Below are 18,651 nucleotides of genomic sequence, written 5' to 3' on the forward strand. Positions count from 1 at the left end.
GTCGGCGAACCTGTTGCCATCATTGGCGTGTCCCATTCGACGCCTCTCGTCCGGCGCCGGCACGTCGACCTCGTCCGTGTCGCCGCTCAAGGCTGTCCGAACTCTCTCAGCTAGTCCCTGACCAGGACATCTTCACCTCAACCCGTTGGCGTGCCGTCCTTTTTCGGCCTGCCCGGGAATTCTTGATCTTTCTTTTCCGACCGGCTGGAGAGAGCTGTGTCCCTATCCACTCCCGAATCGTTGAAGTTCGCCTACTGGGTGCCGAATGTGAGCGGTGGCCTGGTCACCAGCGACATCGAACAACGCACCGACTGGGGCTATGAGTACAACCGGAAACTGGCCGTCCTCGCCGAGGACAACGGCTTCGAGTACGCGCTGAGCCAGGTCCGCTACATCGCCAGCTACGGCGCCGCCTACCAGCACGAGTCCACCAGCTTCAGCCTCGCCCTGCTGCTGGCCACCCAGCGGCTCAAGGTGATCGCCGCGGTGCACCCCGGGCTCTGGCAGCCGGGCGTGCTGGCCAAGCTGATCGCCACCGCCGACCACCTCTCCGGCGGCCGGGCCGCGGTGAACGTGGTCAGCGGCTGGTTCAAGGACGAGTTCACCAAGCTCGGCGAACCCTGGCTGGAGCACGACGAGCGCTACCGCCGCTCGGAGGAGTTCATCCGGGTGCTGCGCGAGATCTGGACCTCCGAGGCCGCGGAGTTCCGCGGTGACTTCTACCGCCTGCACGACTTCGACCTCAAACCCAAACCCGTGGACGTGCCGGACCGGCCGCATCCGGAGATCTTCCAGGGCGGCAACTCCACCGCCGCCCGCGCCATGGCCGGTCGGGTCTCGGACTGGTACTTCAGCAACGGCAAGGACTTCGACGGGGTGACCGAGCAGGTCAGCGAGGTCAAGGGCGCGGCGGCGGCCAACGGGCGCACCGTCCGCTTTGGACTCAACGCCTTCCTCATCGCCAGGGACACCGAGGCCGAGGCCAAGGAGGTGCTGCGCGAGATCATCGCCAAGGCCAACGTCGAGGCCGTGCACGGGTTCCGGGACGCGGTCGCCCAGGCCGGTCAGTCCACTTCGGACAAACGCGGGATGTGGGCGGACTCCAGCTTCGAGGACCTGGTGCAGTACAACGACGGCTTCCGCAGCAAGCTGATCGGCACCCCGGAGCAGATCGCGCACCGGATCGTGGAGTACAAGCGGCGCGGGGTGGATCTGCTGCTGCTCGGATTCCTGCACTACCTGGAAGAAGTCGAGTACTTCGGCAAGAACGTGCTGCCCATCGTCCGTGAGCTGGAAGCCGAGGCCGCCCACCAGGGATCCCCACTGGGCGAGCCGGTTGGAACGGGAGTCTGAGTCATGACCAACACCGAAGCGCGCCCTGTGGCATCTTCCGCGGCCACCTTCGACAACCGTCCCCAGCCGCGCACCCCCGCGGAGTGGCTCGAGCGCGCCAGTGAGGTGGCCGCCATCCTCGCCGTGGACGCGGTCGCCCGCGACAAGGCCGGGGCCACACCGTACGCGGAAGTCCAGCTGCTCAAGGACTCCGGCCTGGTCACCCTGCTCGCTCTGGCCGAACACGGTGGCGGCGGCCAGAACTGGGTCACCGCCTACCAGGTGATCCGCGAGGTGGCCAAGGCCGACGGCTCGATCGGCCAGCTGCTCGGCTACCACTACCTGTGGGCCTGGGCCGCCCGGCTGGTCGGCACCCCGGCGCAGATCGCCGCGGTGGAGGAGGCCGCGGCCAAGCACCGCTGGTTCTTCGGCGGCGCGGTCAACCCGCGCGACAACGACCTGGTGATCACCGACAACGGCGACACCATCGTCTACAACGGACGCAAGTCCTTCTCCACCGGCAGCAAGGTCTCCGACGTCACCGTGCTGGAAGGGGTGTTGCAGGGCACTGACACGCACATCTTCGCCATCGTGCCCTCCGACCAGCCCGGCATCGTCTTCGGCGACGACTGGGACAACCTCGGGCAGCGGCTCACCGAGAGCGGCAGCGTGGAGATCCGGGACGTGCACGTGGACTGGGCCTCGGCCGCCGGGTTCGAGAACAAGGTGTTCCAGCCCAGGGTCTACAACACGATCAACGTGCCCGCCATCCAGCTGGTGTTCGTCAACTTCTACCTCGGCATCGCCAAGGGCGCGCTGGAGACCGCGGCCACCTACACCCGCGAGCACAGCCGGTCCTGGCTGTACTCCCCCTACGAGCGGGCGGTGGACGAGCCGCACGTGATCGACACCTACGGCGACCTGGCCAGCAAACTCTGGGCGGTGGAAGCCCTCGCCGACCAGGTGGCCGTTGAGGCGCAACACATCCACGACGACCCGGACGCGCTCACCGAACGGCGGCGCGGCGAGCACGAGGTGCGGGTGGCCGCGGTGAAGGCCAGGGCGACCGAGGTCGCGCTGGAGGTGACCAACCGGATCTTCGAGGTGACCGGGGCGCGGGCCACCGCGTCCAGCCAGGGCCTGGACCGGTTCTGGCGCAACGTGCGCACGCACACCTTGCACGACCCGGTGGCCTACAAGCGGGCCGAGGTCGGGGTGTACCTGCTCCGCGACGAGATCCCCGCGCCCACCTGGTACTCATGACCACCATCCCAGCCTCGGCGTCGGTGCGGGTGATCCGCGGCGACGCCGAGGCGCTGGCGGTGGCGGCCCAGCTCGCGGCGAAGTTCGCCGCCGGGGCCGCCGACCGCGACGCGCACCGCAGGCTGCCCGAGGCCGAACTGGCCGAGCTGTCGGCCAGCGGACTGCTCGGCCTCACCGTGCCCGCCGCCCACGGTGGCGCCGACGTGGCCACCACCACGCTGTCCGAGGTGTTCCGGCTGCTGGCCGCCGCGGACCCCAACCTGGCGCAGATCCCGCAGAGCCACTTCGCCTACGTCAACGTGCTGCGCGCCCAGGGCACCCCGGAACAGCAGCGGTTCTTCTTCGCCGAACTGCTGGCGGGCAAGCGATTCGGCAACGCGCAGTCCGAAGCCGGGACCAAGCACGTGCAGGACTACCGGACCCGGCTGACCCCGGCCGGGCCGGCGGAGTTCACGCTGAACGGGGTCAAGCACTACAGCACCGGCGCGCTGTTCGCGCACTGGATCCCGGTGCTGGCCAAGGATCCCGAGGACAAGTTGCAGGTCGCCTACGTGCCAGCGGACGCACCTGGACTGTCCATTGTGGATGACTGGAACGGCATGGGACAGCGCACCACCGCCAGCGGCACCGTGCGGCTGGCGGAGGTGCGGGTGCCTGCCGGGCACGTGGTGCCGCACCACCGGACCTTCACCGGTCCGCAGCTGCACGGCGCGGTGGCCCAGCTGCTGCACGCGGCCATCGACGCCGGTATCGCCGGTGGCGCGCTGGCCGAGGCCGCGGAGTTCGTGCGCACCCGCAGCCGCCCGTGGTTCGAGAGCGGGGCCGAGCGGGCGGATCAGGACCCGTTGACCATCCAGCGCTTCGGCGAGCTGACCGTGGCGGTGCGCGGCGCGGAGGCGCTGCTGGCCACGGCGGCCGCCGAGGTCGACCGGGCCAGGGCGAACCTGGCCGACACCACCGCGGCCGCCGCCTCGGTCGCGGTGGCGGTGGCCAAGGTGGCCGCCGACCGGGCCGCCATCGAGGTGACCAACGCCCTGTTCGAGGTCGCCGGCACCCGCTCGGCGCTGGACGAGCTGAACCTGCACCGGCACTGGCGCAACGCCCGCACGCACACCCTGCACGACCCGGTGCGCTGGAAGATCCAGCACATCGGCCGCCACACCCTGACCGGCGAGCACCCGCCCCGGCACGGACTCATCTAGGGAGACCCGATGACCTCGATCCTGGTGATCTCCGGCAGTCCTTCCGCCACCTCAAGAACCGCCGCACTGGTGGAGCGGCTCGCCGACCGGCTGGCCGGGCAGGAGCACCGGGTGCGCACGGTCGCGGTCCGCGAGCTGCCCGCCGAGTCGCTGCTGGCCGCCGACGCCGCCGAACCCCGGATCGCCGAGGTGGTCGCGGAGATCGCGCGGGCGGACGGGCTGGTGGTGGCCTCGCCGGTGTACAAGGCGGCCTACACCGGCGTGCTCAAGTCGCTGCTGGACCTGTTGCCGCAGTTCGCCTTCACCGGCAAGGTGGTGCTGCCGCTGCTCACCGGCGGCAGCCCCGCGCACGTGCTGGCCCTGGACTACGCGCTGCGCCCGGTGCTCAACTCCCTCGGCGCGCACCACGTCACCCAAGGTTATTTCGTGCTGGACAAGCTCATCCAGCGCACCGACACCGGCATCACCCTCGCGCCGGAGGCGGAAAGCACCCTGCTGTCCATTGTGGACACCTTCTCCGCCGCGGTGCACCGCCGCCACGGCGAACTCCTCGCCGCTAGCTGACGGGAACTTCGATGACCCTGACCTTCCACTGGTTCCTGCCCACCTACGGCGACAGCCGCTACCTGGTCGGCGGCGGCCACGGCGTGCACACCAGCACCGCCGGTGGCGCCCGCCCGGCCACCCTGGCCTACCTCGGGCAGATCGCGCGCAGCGCCGAACAGCTCGGCTTCGCCGGCGCGCTCACCCCGACCGGGGCCTGGTGCGAGGACGCCTGGCTGTCCACCGCGATGCTCACCGAGGTCACCGAGCGGCTGAAGTTCCTGGTCGCCTTCCGGCCGGGGCTGCTCTCACCGACCCTGGCCGCGCAGATGGCCGCCACCTACCAGCGGCACTCCGGCGGACGGTTGCTGCTCAACGTGGTCACCGGCGGCGAGAGCCAGGAACAGCGCGCGCACGGCGACTTCCTGACCAAGGACCAGCGGTACGCCCGCACCGGCGAGTTCCTGGATATCGTGGGCCGGTTGTGGCGCGGGGAACGGGTCACCCACACCGGAACCCACCTCGCGGTGGAGGGCGCGGAGCTGACCAGGGTGCCGGATCCGGTGCCGCCCATCTACTTCGGCGGCTCCTCGCCCGCCGCGGGCCAGGTCGCGGCCCGGCACGCCGAGGTGTACCTCACCTGGGGCGAGCCGCCGGAGCAGGTCGCGGAGAAGGTCGCCTGGATCCGTTCCCTCGCCGAGGCGCAGGGACGGGTGGTGCGCTTCGGCGTCCGGCTGCACGTGATCGCCAGGGACACCGCGCGGCAGGCCTGGGCCGAGGCGCAGCGGCTGCTGGACGCGCTGGACCCGGCCACCATCGCCTCGGTGCAGGAAGGCCTGGCGCGCAGCGAGTCCGAGGGGCAGCGGCGGATGCGCGCGCTGCACGGCGGCTCCACCGACGGGCTGGAGATCTCGCCGAACCTGTGGGCCGGGGTCGGGCTGGTGCGCGGGGGAGCGGGCACCGCGCTGGTGGGCAGCCACGAGGAGGTCGCCGACCGGATCGCCGAGTACCACGCCCTGGGCATCGAGGAGTTCGTGCTCTCCGGCCACCCGCACCTGGAGGAGGCCTACTGGTTCGGCGAGGGGGTGCTGCCGGTGCTGGCTCGCAGAGGCCTGTGGCGCAACCCGTTCGGCCGATCGGAGCAGCACGCCGCCGCGATCCCGTTCGCCCAACAGGGAGTTGCGCGATGAGGTGATCTGTTCACACTCTTGACATGCCGAGTGGTCTAGTCCATTTTGGGTGCACGCCGGTCTCGGTGTGACCCGGATGACAGGGTCCGCGCCGAGAGCAACAACACCGCCGCCAAACGGTTGTCCGTTGCTCTTGAGGTGTGGAGGTTGTTGTGACGCGCAGACGTCGGCAACTGCTGGTGGGACTGGTAGCCGTGGCCACGGCCGCGCTGGGGCTGGGCGTCCCGGCCGCCGCGGCCGAGCCGAACCTGGTGGCCAACCCAGGGTTCGAGCAGAGCACCGCGGGCTGGACCTGCACCGCGGGCGGCGGCACCGTGACCACCCCGGTCCGGTCCGGCTCGGCCGCGCTGACCAGCACGCCCTCCGGGCAGGACAACGCCCGCTGCGCGCAGTCGGTGGCGGTGAAGCCGAACTCCAGCTACACGCTCTCGGCCTGGGTGCAGGGCAGCTACACCTACCTCGGCGCCAGCGGCACCGGCACCACCGATGTGAGCACCTGGACCCACGGCGGCAGCTCCTGGAGCCAGCTCACCACCAAGTTCACCACCGGCGCGAACACCAGCCGGGTCACCGTGTACACGCACGGCTGGTACGGCACCGGCGCCTACTTCGTCGACGACGTGACGCTGACCGGCCCGCCCGGCAGCGGCGACCCCGACCCGCAGGCCCCGGCCAGCCCGAGCGGCCTGACCGCCGGGTCGGCCACCAACTCCTCGCTCTCGCTGAGCTGGACCGCGGTCAGCGGCGCGGCCGGGTACCACGTCTACCGCGGCGGCAGCCGGGTCGGCAGCGTCACCGGCACCTCCTACACCGACACCGGCCTGAGCCCGTCGACCAGCTACACCTACCAGGTCAGCGCCTACAACACCGCCGGTGAGTCGGCCCGCTCGGCCACCGTCACCGGCACCACCACCGCCGACAGCGGCAACCCCGGTGGCGCGCTGCCCAAGCGGATCCTCACCGGCTACTGGCAGAACTTCGTCAACGGCGCGGCCAACCTGCGGATCAGGGACATCGACCCGCAGTACGACCTGATCGCGATCGCCTTCGCCGACGCGCTCACCACCAGGCCCGGCGCGGTCGGCTTCAGCGTGGACCCCGGCCTCTCCAGCGCGCTGGGCGGCTACTCCGACGCGGACCTGATCGCCGACATCGCGGCGAAACGGGCCCAGGGCAAGCGGTTCGTCTTCTCCATCGGCGGCGAGAAGGGCAACGTCGACTTCAGCAGCGCGGCCAACGTGAGCGCGTTCGTGGAGACGATGACCGGGCTGCTGCGCAAGTTCGGCGTGGACGGGGTGGACATCGACCTGGAGCACGGGCTGCACGCGCAGAACGTGGCCAGCGCGGTCCGCCAGCTGCGCAACACCTTCGGCGCGAACTTCATCTACACCATGGCGCCGCAGACCCTGGACGTGCAGCCCAGCGGCCGGTACATGCCGCTGATCGAGGCCACCAAGGACATCCTGACCGTGGTGCACACCCAGTACTACAACTCCGGGTCGATGAACGACTGCAACGGCGGCGTGGTGAGCCAGGGCAGCGTCGACTTCATCACCGGCCAGGCCTGCATCCTGCTCAAGGTGCTGCGCCCGGACCAGGTGGCCCTCGGCCTGCCAGCCTCGACGCGGGGTGCGGGCAGCGGGTACGTCGCGCCCTCGGTGGTGAACAACGCGGTCAGCTGCCTGGCCAAGCTGCAGAACTGCGGCAGCTTCAAGCCGGCCAGCGCGGCGGCGAACCTGCGCGGCGTGATGACCTGGTCGATCAACTGGGACCACAGCAACGGCAAGCAGTTCGCCAACACGGTCAAGCCGCACCTGAACTCACTCGGCTGACCCGCCACTGACCGGCGGTCCGCGCAGCCGCACCTCCCATCCGGGTGCGCGGACCGCCCCTCACTCCCGCCACGCCACCAGGGGGAACCCCATGCGCCTGCGCACGCTGCTACTCAGCTTCGCCTTGCTGCTCAACGTCTTCCTCGCCGTCCCGGCCACCGCGGCGGAGACCGGCGCGCGGATCATCCGCTCCACCACGCTCTCCGAGCGCCTGGTGGAGCTAGCGGTGCGCTCGGACGCCCTGGGTGGCAAGGAGGTTGGCGTCCGCGTCCTGCTGCCCGCCGGCTACCGGGAACAGCCGGGACGGCGCTGGCCGACGCTGTTCCTGCTGCACGGCTGCTGCGAGGGCGAGACCGGGTACCGGTCCTGGACGGTCAACATGGACGGCGCGGCGGCCACCGCGGCGGCGCGGGCGCTGGTGGTGATGCCCGAGGGCGGGGCGGCTGGGTTCTACTCGAACTGGATTTCCGGCGGTCCGGCGTGGGAGCGGTTCCACCTGGTGGAGCTGAAACGCTTGCTGGAGAAGGAGTTCCGGGTGAACCAGCGTCGCGCGGTGGCCGGGCTGTCCATGGGCGGCTTCGGCGCACTCTCTTACGCGGCAAGGCATCCCGGCTTCTTCAGCTACGCCGCGGCCTACAGCGGCGTGGTGCACACCCGCTACCAGGGCGCGCGCAGCACCGACCTGGTGCAGCGGATCCTCACCGAGCGCGGCTTCGACAAGAACGTGCTGTGGGGCGATCCCGTTGCCCAGGAACGACTCTGGCGCGCGCACAACCCGTTCGACCTGGCCGCCCGGCTGCGCCACACCCCGGTTCATCTGTCCACAGGGGACGGTCGGCCAGGACCGCTCGACCCACCGGGGTCGGGTCGCGACTGGGTGGAGGAGCTGCTCGGCGAGCAGACCGTGTCGCTGGCGGAAGAGCTGCGGCGCAACGGTGTGCGGGTGAGCACGGACCTCTACGGGGCCGGTCGCCACACCTGGCCCTACTGGGAACGCGCCCTGAAGCGTTCCCTGCCGATGCTGCTCCGCGCCATCGGCGGCTGACTCTGATCCCTGCGCAGAGCTTGAAGGAGCCACCATGAAACGTCTCATCGGACTCGCCCTGGCCGCGGTGGTCGCGGGCGCGCTCGCCCTGTTCGCCCCAGCCCCGCAAGCCGAAGCCGCGGCCTGTGCCGCCGCCTGGAACGCCGGCCAGCAGTACAACGGCGGCGCCCAGGTCTCGCACAACGGCCGCAACTATTCCGCCAAGTGGTGGACCCAGAACGAAACCCCTGGCGGCGCCCAGGTCTGGGCCGACCAGGGCGCCTGTGACGGCGGCGGCGGTCCGGGCACCCCGGCCTGCAACCACCCGAACTGGGTGGCCGGCCAGTTCTACGCCGCGGGCTCGATCGTGCGCTACACCGACGGAAAGTACTACCGCGCCAAGCACGAGAACCCGGGCTACGACCCGGTGATCAGCACCTGGTACTGGGAGCCGTACGCCTGCGGCGGCGACCCCGGCCCCGGCAACCCCGGCGCGTTCGTGGTCAGCGAGGCCCAGTTCAACCAGATGTTCCCGAGCCGGAACCCCTTCTACACCTACCAGGGCCTGCTCAACGCGGTCGCCGCCTTCCCCGGTTTCGCCAAGACCGGCACCGACGAGGTCCGCAAGCAGGAGGCCGCGGCCTTCCTGGCCAACGCCAACCACGAGACCGGTGGCCTGGTGCACATCGTGGAGCAGAACACCGCGAACTACCCGCACTACTGCGACCGCGGCCAGCCCTACGGCTGCCCGGCAGGCCAGGCCGCTTATTACGGTCGCGGCCCGATCCAGCTCAGCTGGAACTTCAACTACAAGGCGGCGGGCGACGCGCTCGGCATCGACCTGCTGAACAACCCGTACCTGGTGCAGAACGACCCGGCGGTGGCCTGGAAGACCGCGCTCTGGTACTGGAACACGCAGAACGGACCGGGCACCATGACGCCGCACAACGCGATGGTCAACGGCCACGGGTTCGGGCAGACGATCCGGAGCATCAACGGATCCCTGGAGTGCGATGGCAAGAACCCGGCGCAGGTGCAGAGCCGGGTCAGCGCCTACCAGCGCTTCACCGGGATCGTCGGAGTCGCTCCGGGCGGGAACCTGTACTGCTGACCGTGCGGTGACGCCCCGTCCCGGCGATCGCGGTCGCCGGGCCGGGGCTGGTCAGTCGCCGTCGGCCACCGTCGCCGGGCCGGGGGCGGATCGGTCGTCACTGGCCACCGTCGCCGAGCCGGGGGCAGATCGGTCGCCACCGGCCATCGCGGCCAGCCGGGTGGCCAGCCGCCCCATGGCCGCGCGCAGCTCCGGCGGTTCCAGGACCTCGGCGGGAAAACCCAGCCGCGCCACGTGCACCGCGATCCAGTCCAGGTCCACGCCGCCGACCACCAGCACGCAACACCCCTCCCCGTCCTCCTCCACCCGTCCCACCTGCGGCGGCACCAGCTCGCGGATCCGCCCGGCCGGCGCGTGCACCCGCACCCTGGCCAGATGCCGGTACGGCGCCTCGGCCACCGAGTGCTGCACGTAGGCGGCCGGATCCGGGTGTTCCCTTGGCCGGAAGCGCCAGGTGGTGGCGACCAGCTCGCGCATGCGGTCCAGGCGGAAGGTGCGCCAGTCCGCGCGGTCGGTGTCCCAGGCCATCAGGTACCAGCGGCGCTGGGTGGCCACCAGGCGGACCGGCTCGACCGTGCGTTCGGCTTCCGCGCCCCCGCGGGCGGCGTAGCGGAACCGGACCCGGACGGCGTCCCGGCAGGCGCGGGCCAGCGTCATCAGCAGCTCGGCGTCGATCTCGATCCCCGGCCCCAGCAGGAGGTCGGTGGCCAGCTGCACCGCGCGCACCTCGGCCCGCAACCGGGGCGGCATCACCTGGTCCAGCTTGGCCAGCGCGCGCAACGCCGCCTCACCCGCCCCGGCCACCGTGCCACCCGCGGCCAGCCGCAGGGACACCGCGGTGGCGATCGCCTCCTCGTCGTTGAACAGCAGCGGCGGCAGCCGGGTGCCCGCGCCGAGCTGGTAGCCGCCGCCGACCCCGGAGGTGGCCAGCACCGGGTAGCCGATGGCGCGCAGCCGCTCCACATCACGCCGGACCGAACGGTCGGTGACCCCGAGTTCGGCGGCCAGCTCGGTGGCGGTCCAGGACGGCCTGCGCTGCAACAGCTCCAGCAGCCGCAGCACTCGCTCGGTGGTCGCCTCCACGGACACCCACCCATCGTGGCACGAATCGCGGAAGGCAGCTGTCCGCTATCTGCGGCAGGCTGACCGCCATGACCGAGACCTGGAACCACCTGCTCCGCGACCAGCTCAGCTGGCACTGGACCCAGCAGCTGCGCCCACGCCTCGACGGCCTCACCGACGAGGAGTACTTCTGGGAGCCCGCGCCCGGCTGCTGGAACGTGCGCCCGCGCGGCACCGGCACCGCGTCGATGCCGGGCGGTTCCGGCGCGATGACCATCGACTTCGCCGTGCCCGAGCCCGGCCCGCCGCCGCTGACCACCATCGCCTGGCGGCTCGCGCACGTCATCGTCGGCGTGTTCGCGATGCGCAACGCCGCGCACTTCGGCGGCCCGCCTGCCGACTACTTCGCCTTCGACTACGCCCCGACCGCGGCCACCGCGCTGGAGCAGCTCGACGCGGAGTACACCAGGTGGCTGGCCGGGGTCGAGTCCCTCGGCGAAGCCGGTCTCGCCCGCCCGTGCGGCGAGGCCGAGGGCCCGTACGCCGAGCACCCGCTGGCCGCGCTGGTCCTGCACATCAACCGTGAAGCGATCCACCACCTGGCCGAGGTCTGCCTGCTCCGCGACCTCTACCGGCACACCCGACAGGAGACGAGCTGACATGGCCCGCGACGTCCAGATCACCTTCGACTGCGCCGACCCGGCCGCACTGGCCGCGTTCTGGGCCGACGCCCTCGGCTACCGCGTCCAGGGCCCGCCGCAGGGCTTCGACTCCTGGCCGCAGGCGCTGACCGCGTTCGGCATCCCGCCCGAGCGGCACAACGACGCCTCCGCGGTGATCGACCCGGATGGCGCGGGACCGCGGCTGTTCTTCCAGCGCGTGCCGGAAGGAAAGCAGGCGAAGAACCGGGTGCACCTTGACGTGCGCGCCGCGCCAGGCCTGGTGGGGGAGGAACGGATGGCGGCGTTGGAGGAAGCGGCCGAGCGGCTCGTCGCCCGCGGGGCCACCCGGGTGTCCCGGCACGAGCCCGAGCCGCCGCTGGCCGGAGGTCACCTCATCATGACCGACCCCGAGGGCAACGAGTTCTGCCTGGACTGACCGGTCGCTCCGGAGTCGCGGCCGCCCGCCGCGACTCCGCTACGCCGTTCTCGCCCTGAGCGCGACCGCCTTGCGCGCCAACGGTTCCACCACGCGCGCGGCCACCGGCCCGAACACCGCCATCAGCAGCACGTAGGCCGTGGCCAGTGGCGCCAGCTGTGAGTCCACCGCCCCGGAGGCCACCGCCAGCCCGGCGATCACGATGGAGAACTCACCGCGGGCCACCAGCGCCGAGCCCGCTCTGAGCCTGCCGAGTCTGGCGATGCCCTGCTGCCCGGCGGCGAACCAGCCGGTGAGCATCTTCGTCGCCGTGGTCACCACTGCCAGCGCCACCGCCACGCCGAGCACCGGGGGGACGTCGCGCGGGTCGGTGTTCAGGCCGAAGACCACGAAGAAGACCGCGGCGAACAGGTCGCGCAGGGGTTCCAGCAGCTTGGTGGCGTTCTCCGCGGTGGAGCCGGAGATGGCGATGCCGAGCAGGAAGGCGCCGACCGCGGCGGAGACCTGGAGCTGCGAGGCGAGGCCCGCGACCAGCAGGGCCAGGCCCAGCACCCGGAGCAGGAAGACCTCGGGGTCGGGGCTGTCGACCATGGCCGAGACGTAGCGGCCGAACTTGATCGCGATGAGCAGCACCACGGTGACCGCGAACAGGGCGATGCCCACTGTGGACAGTCCGCCCCAGAAGCTGACCCCGGCCAGCAGCGCGGTCAGGACCGGCAGGTAGACCGCCATCGCCAGGTCCTCGAAGACCAGGATGGACAGCACCACCGGGGTCTCCCGGTTGCCGAGGCGGCCGAGGTCGCCCAGCACCTTGGCCACGATGCCGGAGCTGGAGATGTAGGTGACCCCGCCCATGGCCAGCGCGCCGATCGGGCCCCAGCCGAGGATCAGCGCGGCCGCGACCCCGGGGGTGGCGTTGAGCACCAGGTCGACCACACCGGCCAGCCAGGACCGTTTGAGTCCGGTGACCAGCTCGTTCGCCGAGTACTCCAGGCCGAGCAGTAACAGCAGCAACACCACGCCGATCTCGGCGGCGATGCCGGTGAACTCCTCGATGCCGGTCAGCGGGATCAGGCCGCCCTTGCCGAAGGCGACCCCGCCGATCAGGTACAACGGGATGGGGGAGACGCCGATCTTCCAGGCCAGCCTGCCGAGCAGGCCGAGGCCGAAGAACACCGCGCCCAGCTCGATCAGGGCCAACGCCGTGTGGTGCATGCGGCTCAGCCCTTGTCGAGGATGTCCGCCGCGGCCTTCAGGCCCGGACCGGTGCCCACGACCACGAGCAGGTCGCCGCCGCCGAGGATGAAGTCCGGTTTGGGGGAGGGGTGCACGGTGCCCGCGCGCACCACCGCGACGATGGACACGCCGGTGCGGCTGCGCAGCTGGGTGTCGCCCATGGGCCGCCCGTCGAACGGCGTGCCCGGCGCGAGCGGCAGCTGCCTGGTGGTGACCCCGGCGAGCTCGTTCTGCTCCGCGCGCAGCTGCGCCACCAGCTGCGGGGCGCCCAGCAGGCTGGCCAGCGCGCCGGCCTCCTCGGTGGAGAGCGGGATGGAGGCGACACAGGAGTCCGGATCGTCCGACTTCGACGCGATCAGCTCGAAGTGGCCGTCCCGGTGGGTGATCACCCCGATCCGGCGGCCGGTCTTGGTCAGGAAGTCCTGACGAGTGCCGATTCCAGGCAGGGGCGTGACCTCGACATGCACGTTTCCACCCTAACTCTTCCGGTGCTCGCGCCGGTGCTTGCGTAATCCATAGTCGGCTATATATCTTTACCATCGCCAGGTGAGCCTCCGACGGCACGACTCCTATCAGCTGCTCGCCGCCTTCAAGCGGTGGCGGCGGCCGCTGGACTCGTTGCTGGGGGAGGCTGGCCTGTCCGCGGGGCAGGACTTCCTGCTCGACGAGCTGTGGCAGGAGGACGGCCTGTGTCAGGCGGAACTGGTGCGACGGCTGGGCGTCGAGCAGCCCACGGTGGCCAAGGCGGTAAAACGCCTGGAGGCCGCGGGGTTCCTGCGCCGCGGCGCGCACGAGCGGGACGCGCGCAAGGTCCGGATCTGGCTCACCGAACGCGGCCGCGCGGCCCGTCCGGCGGTCGAGGCAGCCTGGCAGGAGGCGGAACAACGCCTCGGCACCGGGCTGACCCCGGCTGAACGAACGGAACTGGTGCGGCTGCTGAAACGCAGCTTCGGCGGTGATTGATCAACCACTCATGGTCACGGTGACGCTGGCCGTGTCGCATGTCCTGTGAGTGGTCGACCACTCTATGCCGTGCTGCTCACTACCTCTCACTCCGGCCGCAATGAGTGGTCAGCCACTCACACCGGAGCCGAGGTGAGTGACTGACCACTCACAGTTCGACACCTTGCTCACGGTCCCGCGGATGCTCGCGGTTCTGCGCCTAGCTCGGATCCAAGCTTTGCGCGGATCCGTCCTCACTCGCGGAGCCACGCTTTACTCGGATCCGTGCCTGGCTTGCGGCCTCACGCCATGCGCGAACACGTGCCTCGCCGAAGAGGCTCGCGCTCGCTTGCGGGGCTGGGGCCGCGCTCGGGCTTGTGTCTTGCCTGCGGGGCTGGGGCCGTAGTCGGACCTGTGCCTCGCTTGCGGGATTCGGGCCGTGGCCGGACTCGTGCCTCGCTTGCAGGGTTCGCGCTGTGGTCAGGCTTGTGTCTTGCTTGCGGGGGCTGCGCCCGCGCGCGGGCTTGCGTCTCGCCTGCGGGGTTGGGGCCGTGGCCGGACCTGTGTCTCGCTTGCGGGGTTGGGGCCGTGGTCGGGCTTGCGTCTCGCTTGCGGGGTTCGCGCTGCGGTCGGACTTGTGCCTCGCTTGCGGAACTCGGGCTGTGGCTGGACCTGTGTCTCTCGTGCGGGGTTCGGGTTGCGGGCGGGCTCGTATCTCGCTTGCGGCCTCGGGTCGCCGTTGGACTCGCGTCCCGTTCGCGGGACTCGAGCCGTACTTGGATCGGTACCGCCTGCGGCCACGCCGTGCCGGATTCGTGCCTCGCCTACGCGGCACGGGCCGTGCCCGGATTCGTGCTCCGCTCGCGGCCTGTGCCGTGCTCGGATCCGCGCCCGGTGCGTGAACCCGCGCCGTGCTCGCAACTATGTGTCACCCCGGCCGAACGGTGATTGATTGACCACTCACCAACATCCATGAGTGGTCAATCAATCACAACCGCGCACGCCACTGACTAATTACATAGCCGACTATCTATCTGGGGAGATCACCATGACAAAACACACCACAACAGCGCTGGTCACCGGAGGCGCAGGGCTCCTGGGAGCAGCCATCACCCGGACGCTTAGCGAGGCTGGCCACCGAGTCGTCATCACCTACCAGCGCGACGCCGCCCGAGCCGAAGCACTCGCCGCCGAGCTCCGCGCCAACGGCACCCCCGCACTCGCCCTGCCCTTCGACCTGGCCGACCCCTCCGCCGCCCGCACCCTCCTCCACACCATCGACCAGTCCGGGTTCGCCCCCGTCAACATCCTGGTCAACAACGCGGTCCCCCAGACCGACGCCCGCCGCCCCGACTTCGCCACCTTCACCGAAGCCGAGGACACCAGCTGGCGAAACCTGGTGCGGCACAACGTCGAGGGCACCCTCGACCTGATCCGCGCCGTCCTGCCCGGCATGCGCGCCGCCGGTCCCGGCCGCATCGTGTCCATCTCCTCCAACCTGGTGCACGCGGGCATGCCCGGCGCGGTCGCCTACACCGCCGCCAAGGCCGCTCTGCACGGTGCCTCGCGCAGCCTGGCCTGGGAGGTTGGGCGGGACGGGGTCACGGTCAACTTGGTCACGCCTGGGCTGATCGCCTCCGAACGGGCTGAGCGGATGCTCGGCGACGCCATTGCCGGGGTGACGGCGGGCACGCCGATCGGCAGACTGGTCACCGCGGCCGAGGTCGCCGCGGCGGTGGGATTCCTGGTCTCGCCGGGCGCGGCCGGCATCACCGCGGTCGAGATCGTGGTGGACGGCGGCAAGAACTGACGCCGGGGATGTGACCGCTGCCACCTCCGCCCGGATCCGGGATCCGTGCTGGCAGACCGATTTCCGTGTCGCGGCAACGGCATCGGGACTACCTGGACCGGCAGTTCCGTTGTGGCTGGTGCGGGCGGGTCCGGGCGGAGGCGGCACAATATCCGGCGGACCTTTGTTGGGGTAGGCGAGGAGGGCTCACGGTGACACAGGGCGTGCGTGGCGTGGTGGCAGTGGACGGTCCTGCGGGCACCGGCAAGTCCACGGTCACCCGGCGGCTCGCGACCGCGCTCGGCGCCCGGTACCTGGACACCGGCGCGATGTACCGCGCCGCCACCCTCGCCGTGCTGCGCGCCGGAGTCGACCCGAACGACGCGGAGAAGGTGCTCGCCGTGGTCGAGTCCACCCGCATGCTGGTGGGCACCGACCCGCTCGCGCCGACCATCGAGCTGGCCGATCCCGACCCGGCCGACCTGGAGCGCACCGAGGACGTGGCCGCCGAGATCCGCGGCCCCGAGGTCACCCTCGCGGTGTCCCCGGTCTCCGCGGTGCCCGAGGTGCGCGCGCTGATCGTGGGCGAGCAGCAGCGGATCATCGCCGAGACGGTGGCCGGCGGCGGCCGGATCGTGGCCGAGGGCCGCGACATCGGCACCACGGTCGCCCCCGACGCCGACCTCAAGGTCTACCTGACCGCCTCGGCCGAGGCCCGCGCCCAGCGCCGGGTCGACCAGGACGCCCGCGCGGGCCGGGCCGTCTCGGTGGAGGCGACGTTGGCCGACGTGCGGCGCCGGGACACCTACGACTCGACCCGCAAGGCCTCGCCGCTGCGCAAGGCCGAGGACGCGGTCGAGGTCGACACCACGGAACTGGACATCGACGGCGTGGTCACCCGCCTCGTCGAGCTGGCCGAGGCACACGGACTGAGCGCGGTGCCGGAGCGGACCGGGCCGTGACCGAACACCCCAGCGGCCTGCCCGAAGGCGCCTGGCCCTGGTTCAACGACCTGTGCCGCGGCATCGGCACCGTGGTCGCGCGCACCCCGTTCCGGCTGCACCTGCACCACCGGGAGCGGATCCCGCGCACCGGAGCGGTGGTCATGGTGGCCAACCACACCGCCTTCCTGGACGGTCCCGTACTGTTCTGTGTGCTCGGTCGTCGATCGGTGTTCCTGGTCAAGCACGAACAGTTCCAGGGCCCGCTCGGCAAGTTCCTGCGGCGGCTCGGCCAGCTGCCGGTGCGCCGCGGCGCCCCGGACCGGACGCCGCTGCTGACCGCGGTGCGGCTGCTGCGTGAGGGCGAAGGCCTGGTCGGCGTGTTCCCGGAGGGCACCAGGGGCACCGGCGAGGTGGTCAAGGCGGCCAACGGCGCGGCCTGGCTCGCCCGATCGGGTGGCGCTCTGGTGCTGCCCGTGGCCTGCCGGGGTTTCCGTCGTCCGGAAGGATCGGGTCGCCGGTTCCGGCCGCGGGTGGACGTGCTCTTCGGCACGCCGTTCGCGCTGCCGCCCGGCAAGGGCAAGACCGCCCTGACCGAGGCGACCGAGTTGGTCCGCGGCCGGCTGGCCGAACTGGTCGCGGAGTTGGACGTGATGCGTGCCGGGTACCCGGGCAACGCCGAGCAGCAAGAAGGAGACAGCGCGTGAGCCTGGACGGCACATGGACTGATGAGGCCGACTGGGCCGCGGTGGAGAACGCGGCCGAGGACGGCGACCTGGCCGACGGCGCCAAGCCGTTGCCGGTGCTGGCCGTGGTCGGCCGCCCCAACGTGGGCAAGTCGACCCTGGTCAACCGCATCCTGGGCCGCCGCGAGGCGGTCGTGCAGGACGTGCCAGGGGTGACCCGCGACCGGGTGACCTACGAGGCGATGTGGAACGGCCGCAAGTTCAACGTGGTCGACACCGGCGGCTGGGAGCCCGACGCCAGTGGCCTGCAGGCCGCGGTGGCCGCGCAGGCCGAGTACGCCATGCGCACCGCGGACGCGATCATGCTGGTGGTGGACGCCACCGTCGGCGCCACCACCACCGAGGAGACCGTGGCCCGGCTGCTCCGCCGCGCCGACCGCCCGGTGATCCTGGTGGCCACCAAGGTCGACGACGACCGCCTCAACGCCGACGTGGCCTCGCTGTGGTCGCTGGGCCTCGGCGAGCCGTTCCCGGTCAGCGGTCTGCACGGCCGGGGCAGCGGTGACCTGCTGGACAAGGTCCTGGAGACCCTGCCGGAGAGCCCGCGCGACGACTTCCGCGCCCCCGTCGGCGGCCCGCGCCGGGTCGCCCTGGTGGGCAGGCCGAACGTGGGCAAGTCGAGCCTGCTGAACAAGCTGGCCGGCGAGCAGCGCTCGGTGGTGCACGACGTCGCGGGCACCACGGTCGACCCGGTGGACTCCCTGATCGAGCTGGACGACGAGGTCTGGCGCTTCGTCGACACCGCGGGTCTGCGCAAGCGGGTGAACTTCGCCCAGGGCGCCGAGTACTACGCGTCACTGCGAACGCACTCGGCCATCGAGACCGCCGAGGTCGCCATCGTGCTGCTGGACGCCAGCACCCCGATCAGCGAGCAGGACCAGCGCGTCATCACCATGGTCGTCGAAGCCGGCCGCGCCCTGGTGCTGGCCTTCAACAAGTGGGACCTGGTCGACGAGGACCGCCGCCTGGCCATGACCAGGGAGCTCGAACGCGACCTCAAGCGCATCCCGTGGGCCGAGCGGGTCAACATCTCCGCGCACACCGGCCGCGCGGTGGCCAAGCTGGCCCCCGCCCTGCGCACCGCGCTGAACTCCTGGGAACGCCGCATCCCGACCGGCCAGCTCAACTCCTGGCTGGCGGACCTGATCGCGGCCACCCCGCCCCCGGTCCGCAGCGGCAAGCAGCCCAAGGTGCTCTTCGCCACCCAGGCCGGGGTGCGCCCGCCGACGCTGGTGCTGTTCACCTCCGGGTTCCTGGAGGCGAGCTACCGCCGGTTCATCGAGCGCAAGTTCCGCGAGCAGTTCGGCTTCACCGGCACCCCGGTGCAGGTCTCGGTCCGG

Annotated in this window: 18 protein-coding genes; 15 read left to right on the forward strand and 3 right to left on the reverse strand. The window is 71.2% G+C overall.

Translation table 11 applies throughout. From position 1 onward, the window contains the following. Positions 1-216: 216 nt before the first annotated feature. From sfnG to M8C13_RS41945, 8 genes are all read left to right on the forward strand, one after another. Positions 217-1,353, forward strand: coding sequence for a dimethylsulfone monooxygenase SfnG (gene sfnG / locus M8C13_RS41910; RefSeq protein WP_308202919.1), 1,137 nt, complete (start codon positions 217-219; stop codon positions 1,351-1,353). Positions 1,354-1,356: 3 nt separating this feature from the next. Next, entirely contained in the window at positions 1,357-2,595 is a 1,239-nt protein-coding gene (locus M8C13_RS41915) for an acyl-CoA dehydrogenase family protein (protein WP_252486405.1), read from the forward strand. Next, positions 2,592-3,797 (forward strand): SfnB family sulfur acquisition oxidoreductase, encoded by a 1,206-nt coding sequence (locus M8C13_RS41920; RefSeq protein WP_252486406.1) that lies wholly within the window; start codon positions 2,592-2,594, stop codon positions 3,795-3,797. Before M8C13_RS41915 ends, M8C13_RS41920 begins: the two co-directional genes overlap by 4 nt. A gap of 9 nt (positions 3,798-3,806) precedes the next feature. Next, positions 3,807-4,361: an NADPH-dependent FMN reductase gene (ssuE, locus tag M8C13_RS41925; RefSeq protein WP_252486407.1), complete on the forward strand. Its 555-nt coding sequence runs from the start codon at positions 3,807-3,809 to the stop codon at positions 4,359-4,361. Between the two features lie 11 nt (positions 4,362-4,372). Beyond that, positions 4,373-5,530 carry an LLM class flavin-dependent oxidoreductase gene (locus M8C13_RS41930; protein WP_252486408.1) on the forward strand — a complete coding sequence of 386 codons (1,158 nt, stop codon included), beginning with the start codon at positions 4,373-4,375 and terminating at the stop codon, positions 5,528-5,530. Between the two features lie 152 nt (positions 5,531-5,682). Next, positions 5,683-7,362, forward strand: a complete 1,680-nt coding sequence (locus M8C13_RS41935) for a chitinase (protein WP_252486409.1) — start codon at positions 5,683-5,685, stop codon at positions 7,360-7,362. Positions 7,363-7,453: 91 nt separating this feature from the next. Continuing rightward, positions 7,454-8,407: an alpha/beta hydrolase family protein gene (locus M8C13_RS41940; protein ID WP_252486410.1), complete on the forward strand. Its 954-nt coding sequence runs from the start codon at positions 7,454-7,456 to the stop codon at positions 8,405-8,407. Between the two features lie 34 nt (positions 8,408-8,441). After that, on the forward strand, positions 8,442-9,497 hold the full coding sequence (locus M8C13_RS41945) for a glycoside hydrolase family 19 protein (RefSeq protein WP_252486411.1): 1,056 nt from the start codon (positions 8,442-8,444) through the stop codon (positions 9,495-9,497). A gap of 51 nt (positions 9,498-9,548) precedes the next feature. On the opposite strand, the gene M8C13_RS41950 is transcribed toward M8C13_RS41945, so the two are convergent. After that, positions 9,549-10,586: a YafY family protein gene (locus M8C13_RS41950; protein ID WP_252486412.1), complete on the reverse strand. Its 1,038-nt coding sequence runs from the start codon at positions 10,584-10,586 to the stop codon at positions 9,549-9,551. A gap of 62 nt (positions 10,587-10,648) precedes the next feature. Between M8C13_RS41950 and M8C13_RS41955 the strand changes: the two genes are divergently transcribed. Together M8C13_RS41955 and M8C13_RS41960 are read left to right on the forward strand one after the other, a co-directional pair. After that, a complete protein-coding gene (locus tag M8C13_RS41955; protein ID WP_252486413.1) occupies positions 10,649-11,218 on the forward strand; it encodes a DinB family protein in 570 nt (189 codons plus the stop codon). A gap of 1 nt (position 11,219) precedes the next feature. Continuing rightward, positions 11,220-11,657 carry a VOC family protein gene (locus M8C13_RS41960; RefSeq protein ID WP_252486414.1) on the forward strand — a complete coding sequence of 146 codons (438 nt, stop codon included), beginning with the start codon at positions 11,220-11,222 and terminating at the stop codon, positions 11,655-11,657. A gap of 39 nt (positions 11,658-11,696) precedes the next feature. On the opposite strand, the gene M8C13_RS41965 is transcribed toward M8C13_RS41960, so the two are convergent. Next, positions 11,697-12,872, reverse strand: a complete 1,176-nt coding sequence (locus M8C13_RS41965; protein WP_252486415.1) for a cation:proton antiporter — start codon at positions 12,870-12,872, stop codon at positions 11,697-11,699. A 5-nt stretch (positions 12,873-12,877) separates the two neighbouring features. Next, positions 12,878-13,360: a TrkA C-terminal domain-containing protein gene (locus M8C13_RS41970; protein WP_252486416.1), complete on the reverse strand. Its 483-nt coding sequence runs from the start codon at positions 13,358-13,360 to the stop codon at positions 12,878-12,880. A gap of 79 nt (positions 13,361-13,439) precedes the next feature. Here M8C13_RS41970 and M8C13_RS41975 point away from each other — a divergent pair, with 79 nt between their 5' ends. From M8C13_RS41975 to der, 5 genes are all read left to right on the forward strand, one after another. Beyond that, a complete protein-coding gene (locus tag M8C13_RS41975) occupies positions 13,440-13,856 on the forward strand; it encodes a MarR family transcriptional regulator (RefSeq protein WP_252486417.1) in 417 nt (138 codons plus the stop codon). Positions 13,857-14,883: 1,027 nt separating this feature from the next. Next, positions 14,884-15,645 carry an SDR family NAD(P)-dependent oxidoreductase gene (locus M8C13_RS41980; protein ID WP_252486418.1) on the forward strand — a complete coding sequence of 254 codons (762 nt, stop codon included), beginning with the start codon at positions 14,884-14,886 and terminating at the stop codon, positions 15,643-15,645. A gap of 191 nt (positions 15,646-15,836) precedes the next feature. Further along, positions 15,837-16,586: a (d)CMP kinase gene (cmk, locus tag M8C13_RS41985; RefSeq protein ID WP_252486419.1), complete on the forward strand. Its 750-nt coding sequence runs from the start codon at positions 15,837-15,839 to the stop codon at positions 16,584-16,586. Next, on the forward strand, positions 16,583-17,272 hold the full coding sequence (locus M8C13_RS41990; RefSeq protein WP_252486420.1) for a 1-acyl-sn-glycerol-3-phosphate acyltransferase: 690 nt from the start codon (positions 16,583-16,585) through the stop codon (positions 17,270-17,272). Before cmk ends, M8C13_RS41990 begins: the two co-directional genes overlap by 4 nt. Positions 17,273-17,313: 41 nt before the next feature. Continuing rightward, on the forward strand, positions 17,314-18,651 hold a 1,338-nt coding region (gene der, locus M8C13_RS41995), incomplete at its 3' end, for a ribosome biogenesis GTPase Der (protein WP_374213357.1).

Source organism: Crossiella sp. SN42 (assembly GCF_023897065.1).
In the GTDB taxonomy this organism is placed as follows: domain Bacteria; phylum Actinomycetota; class Actinomycetes; order Mycobacteriales; family Pseudonocardiaceae; genus Crossiella.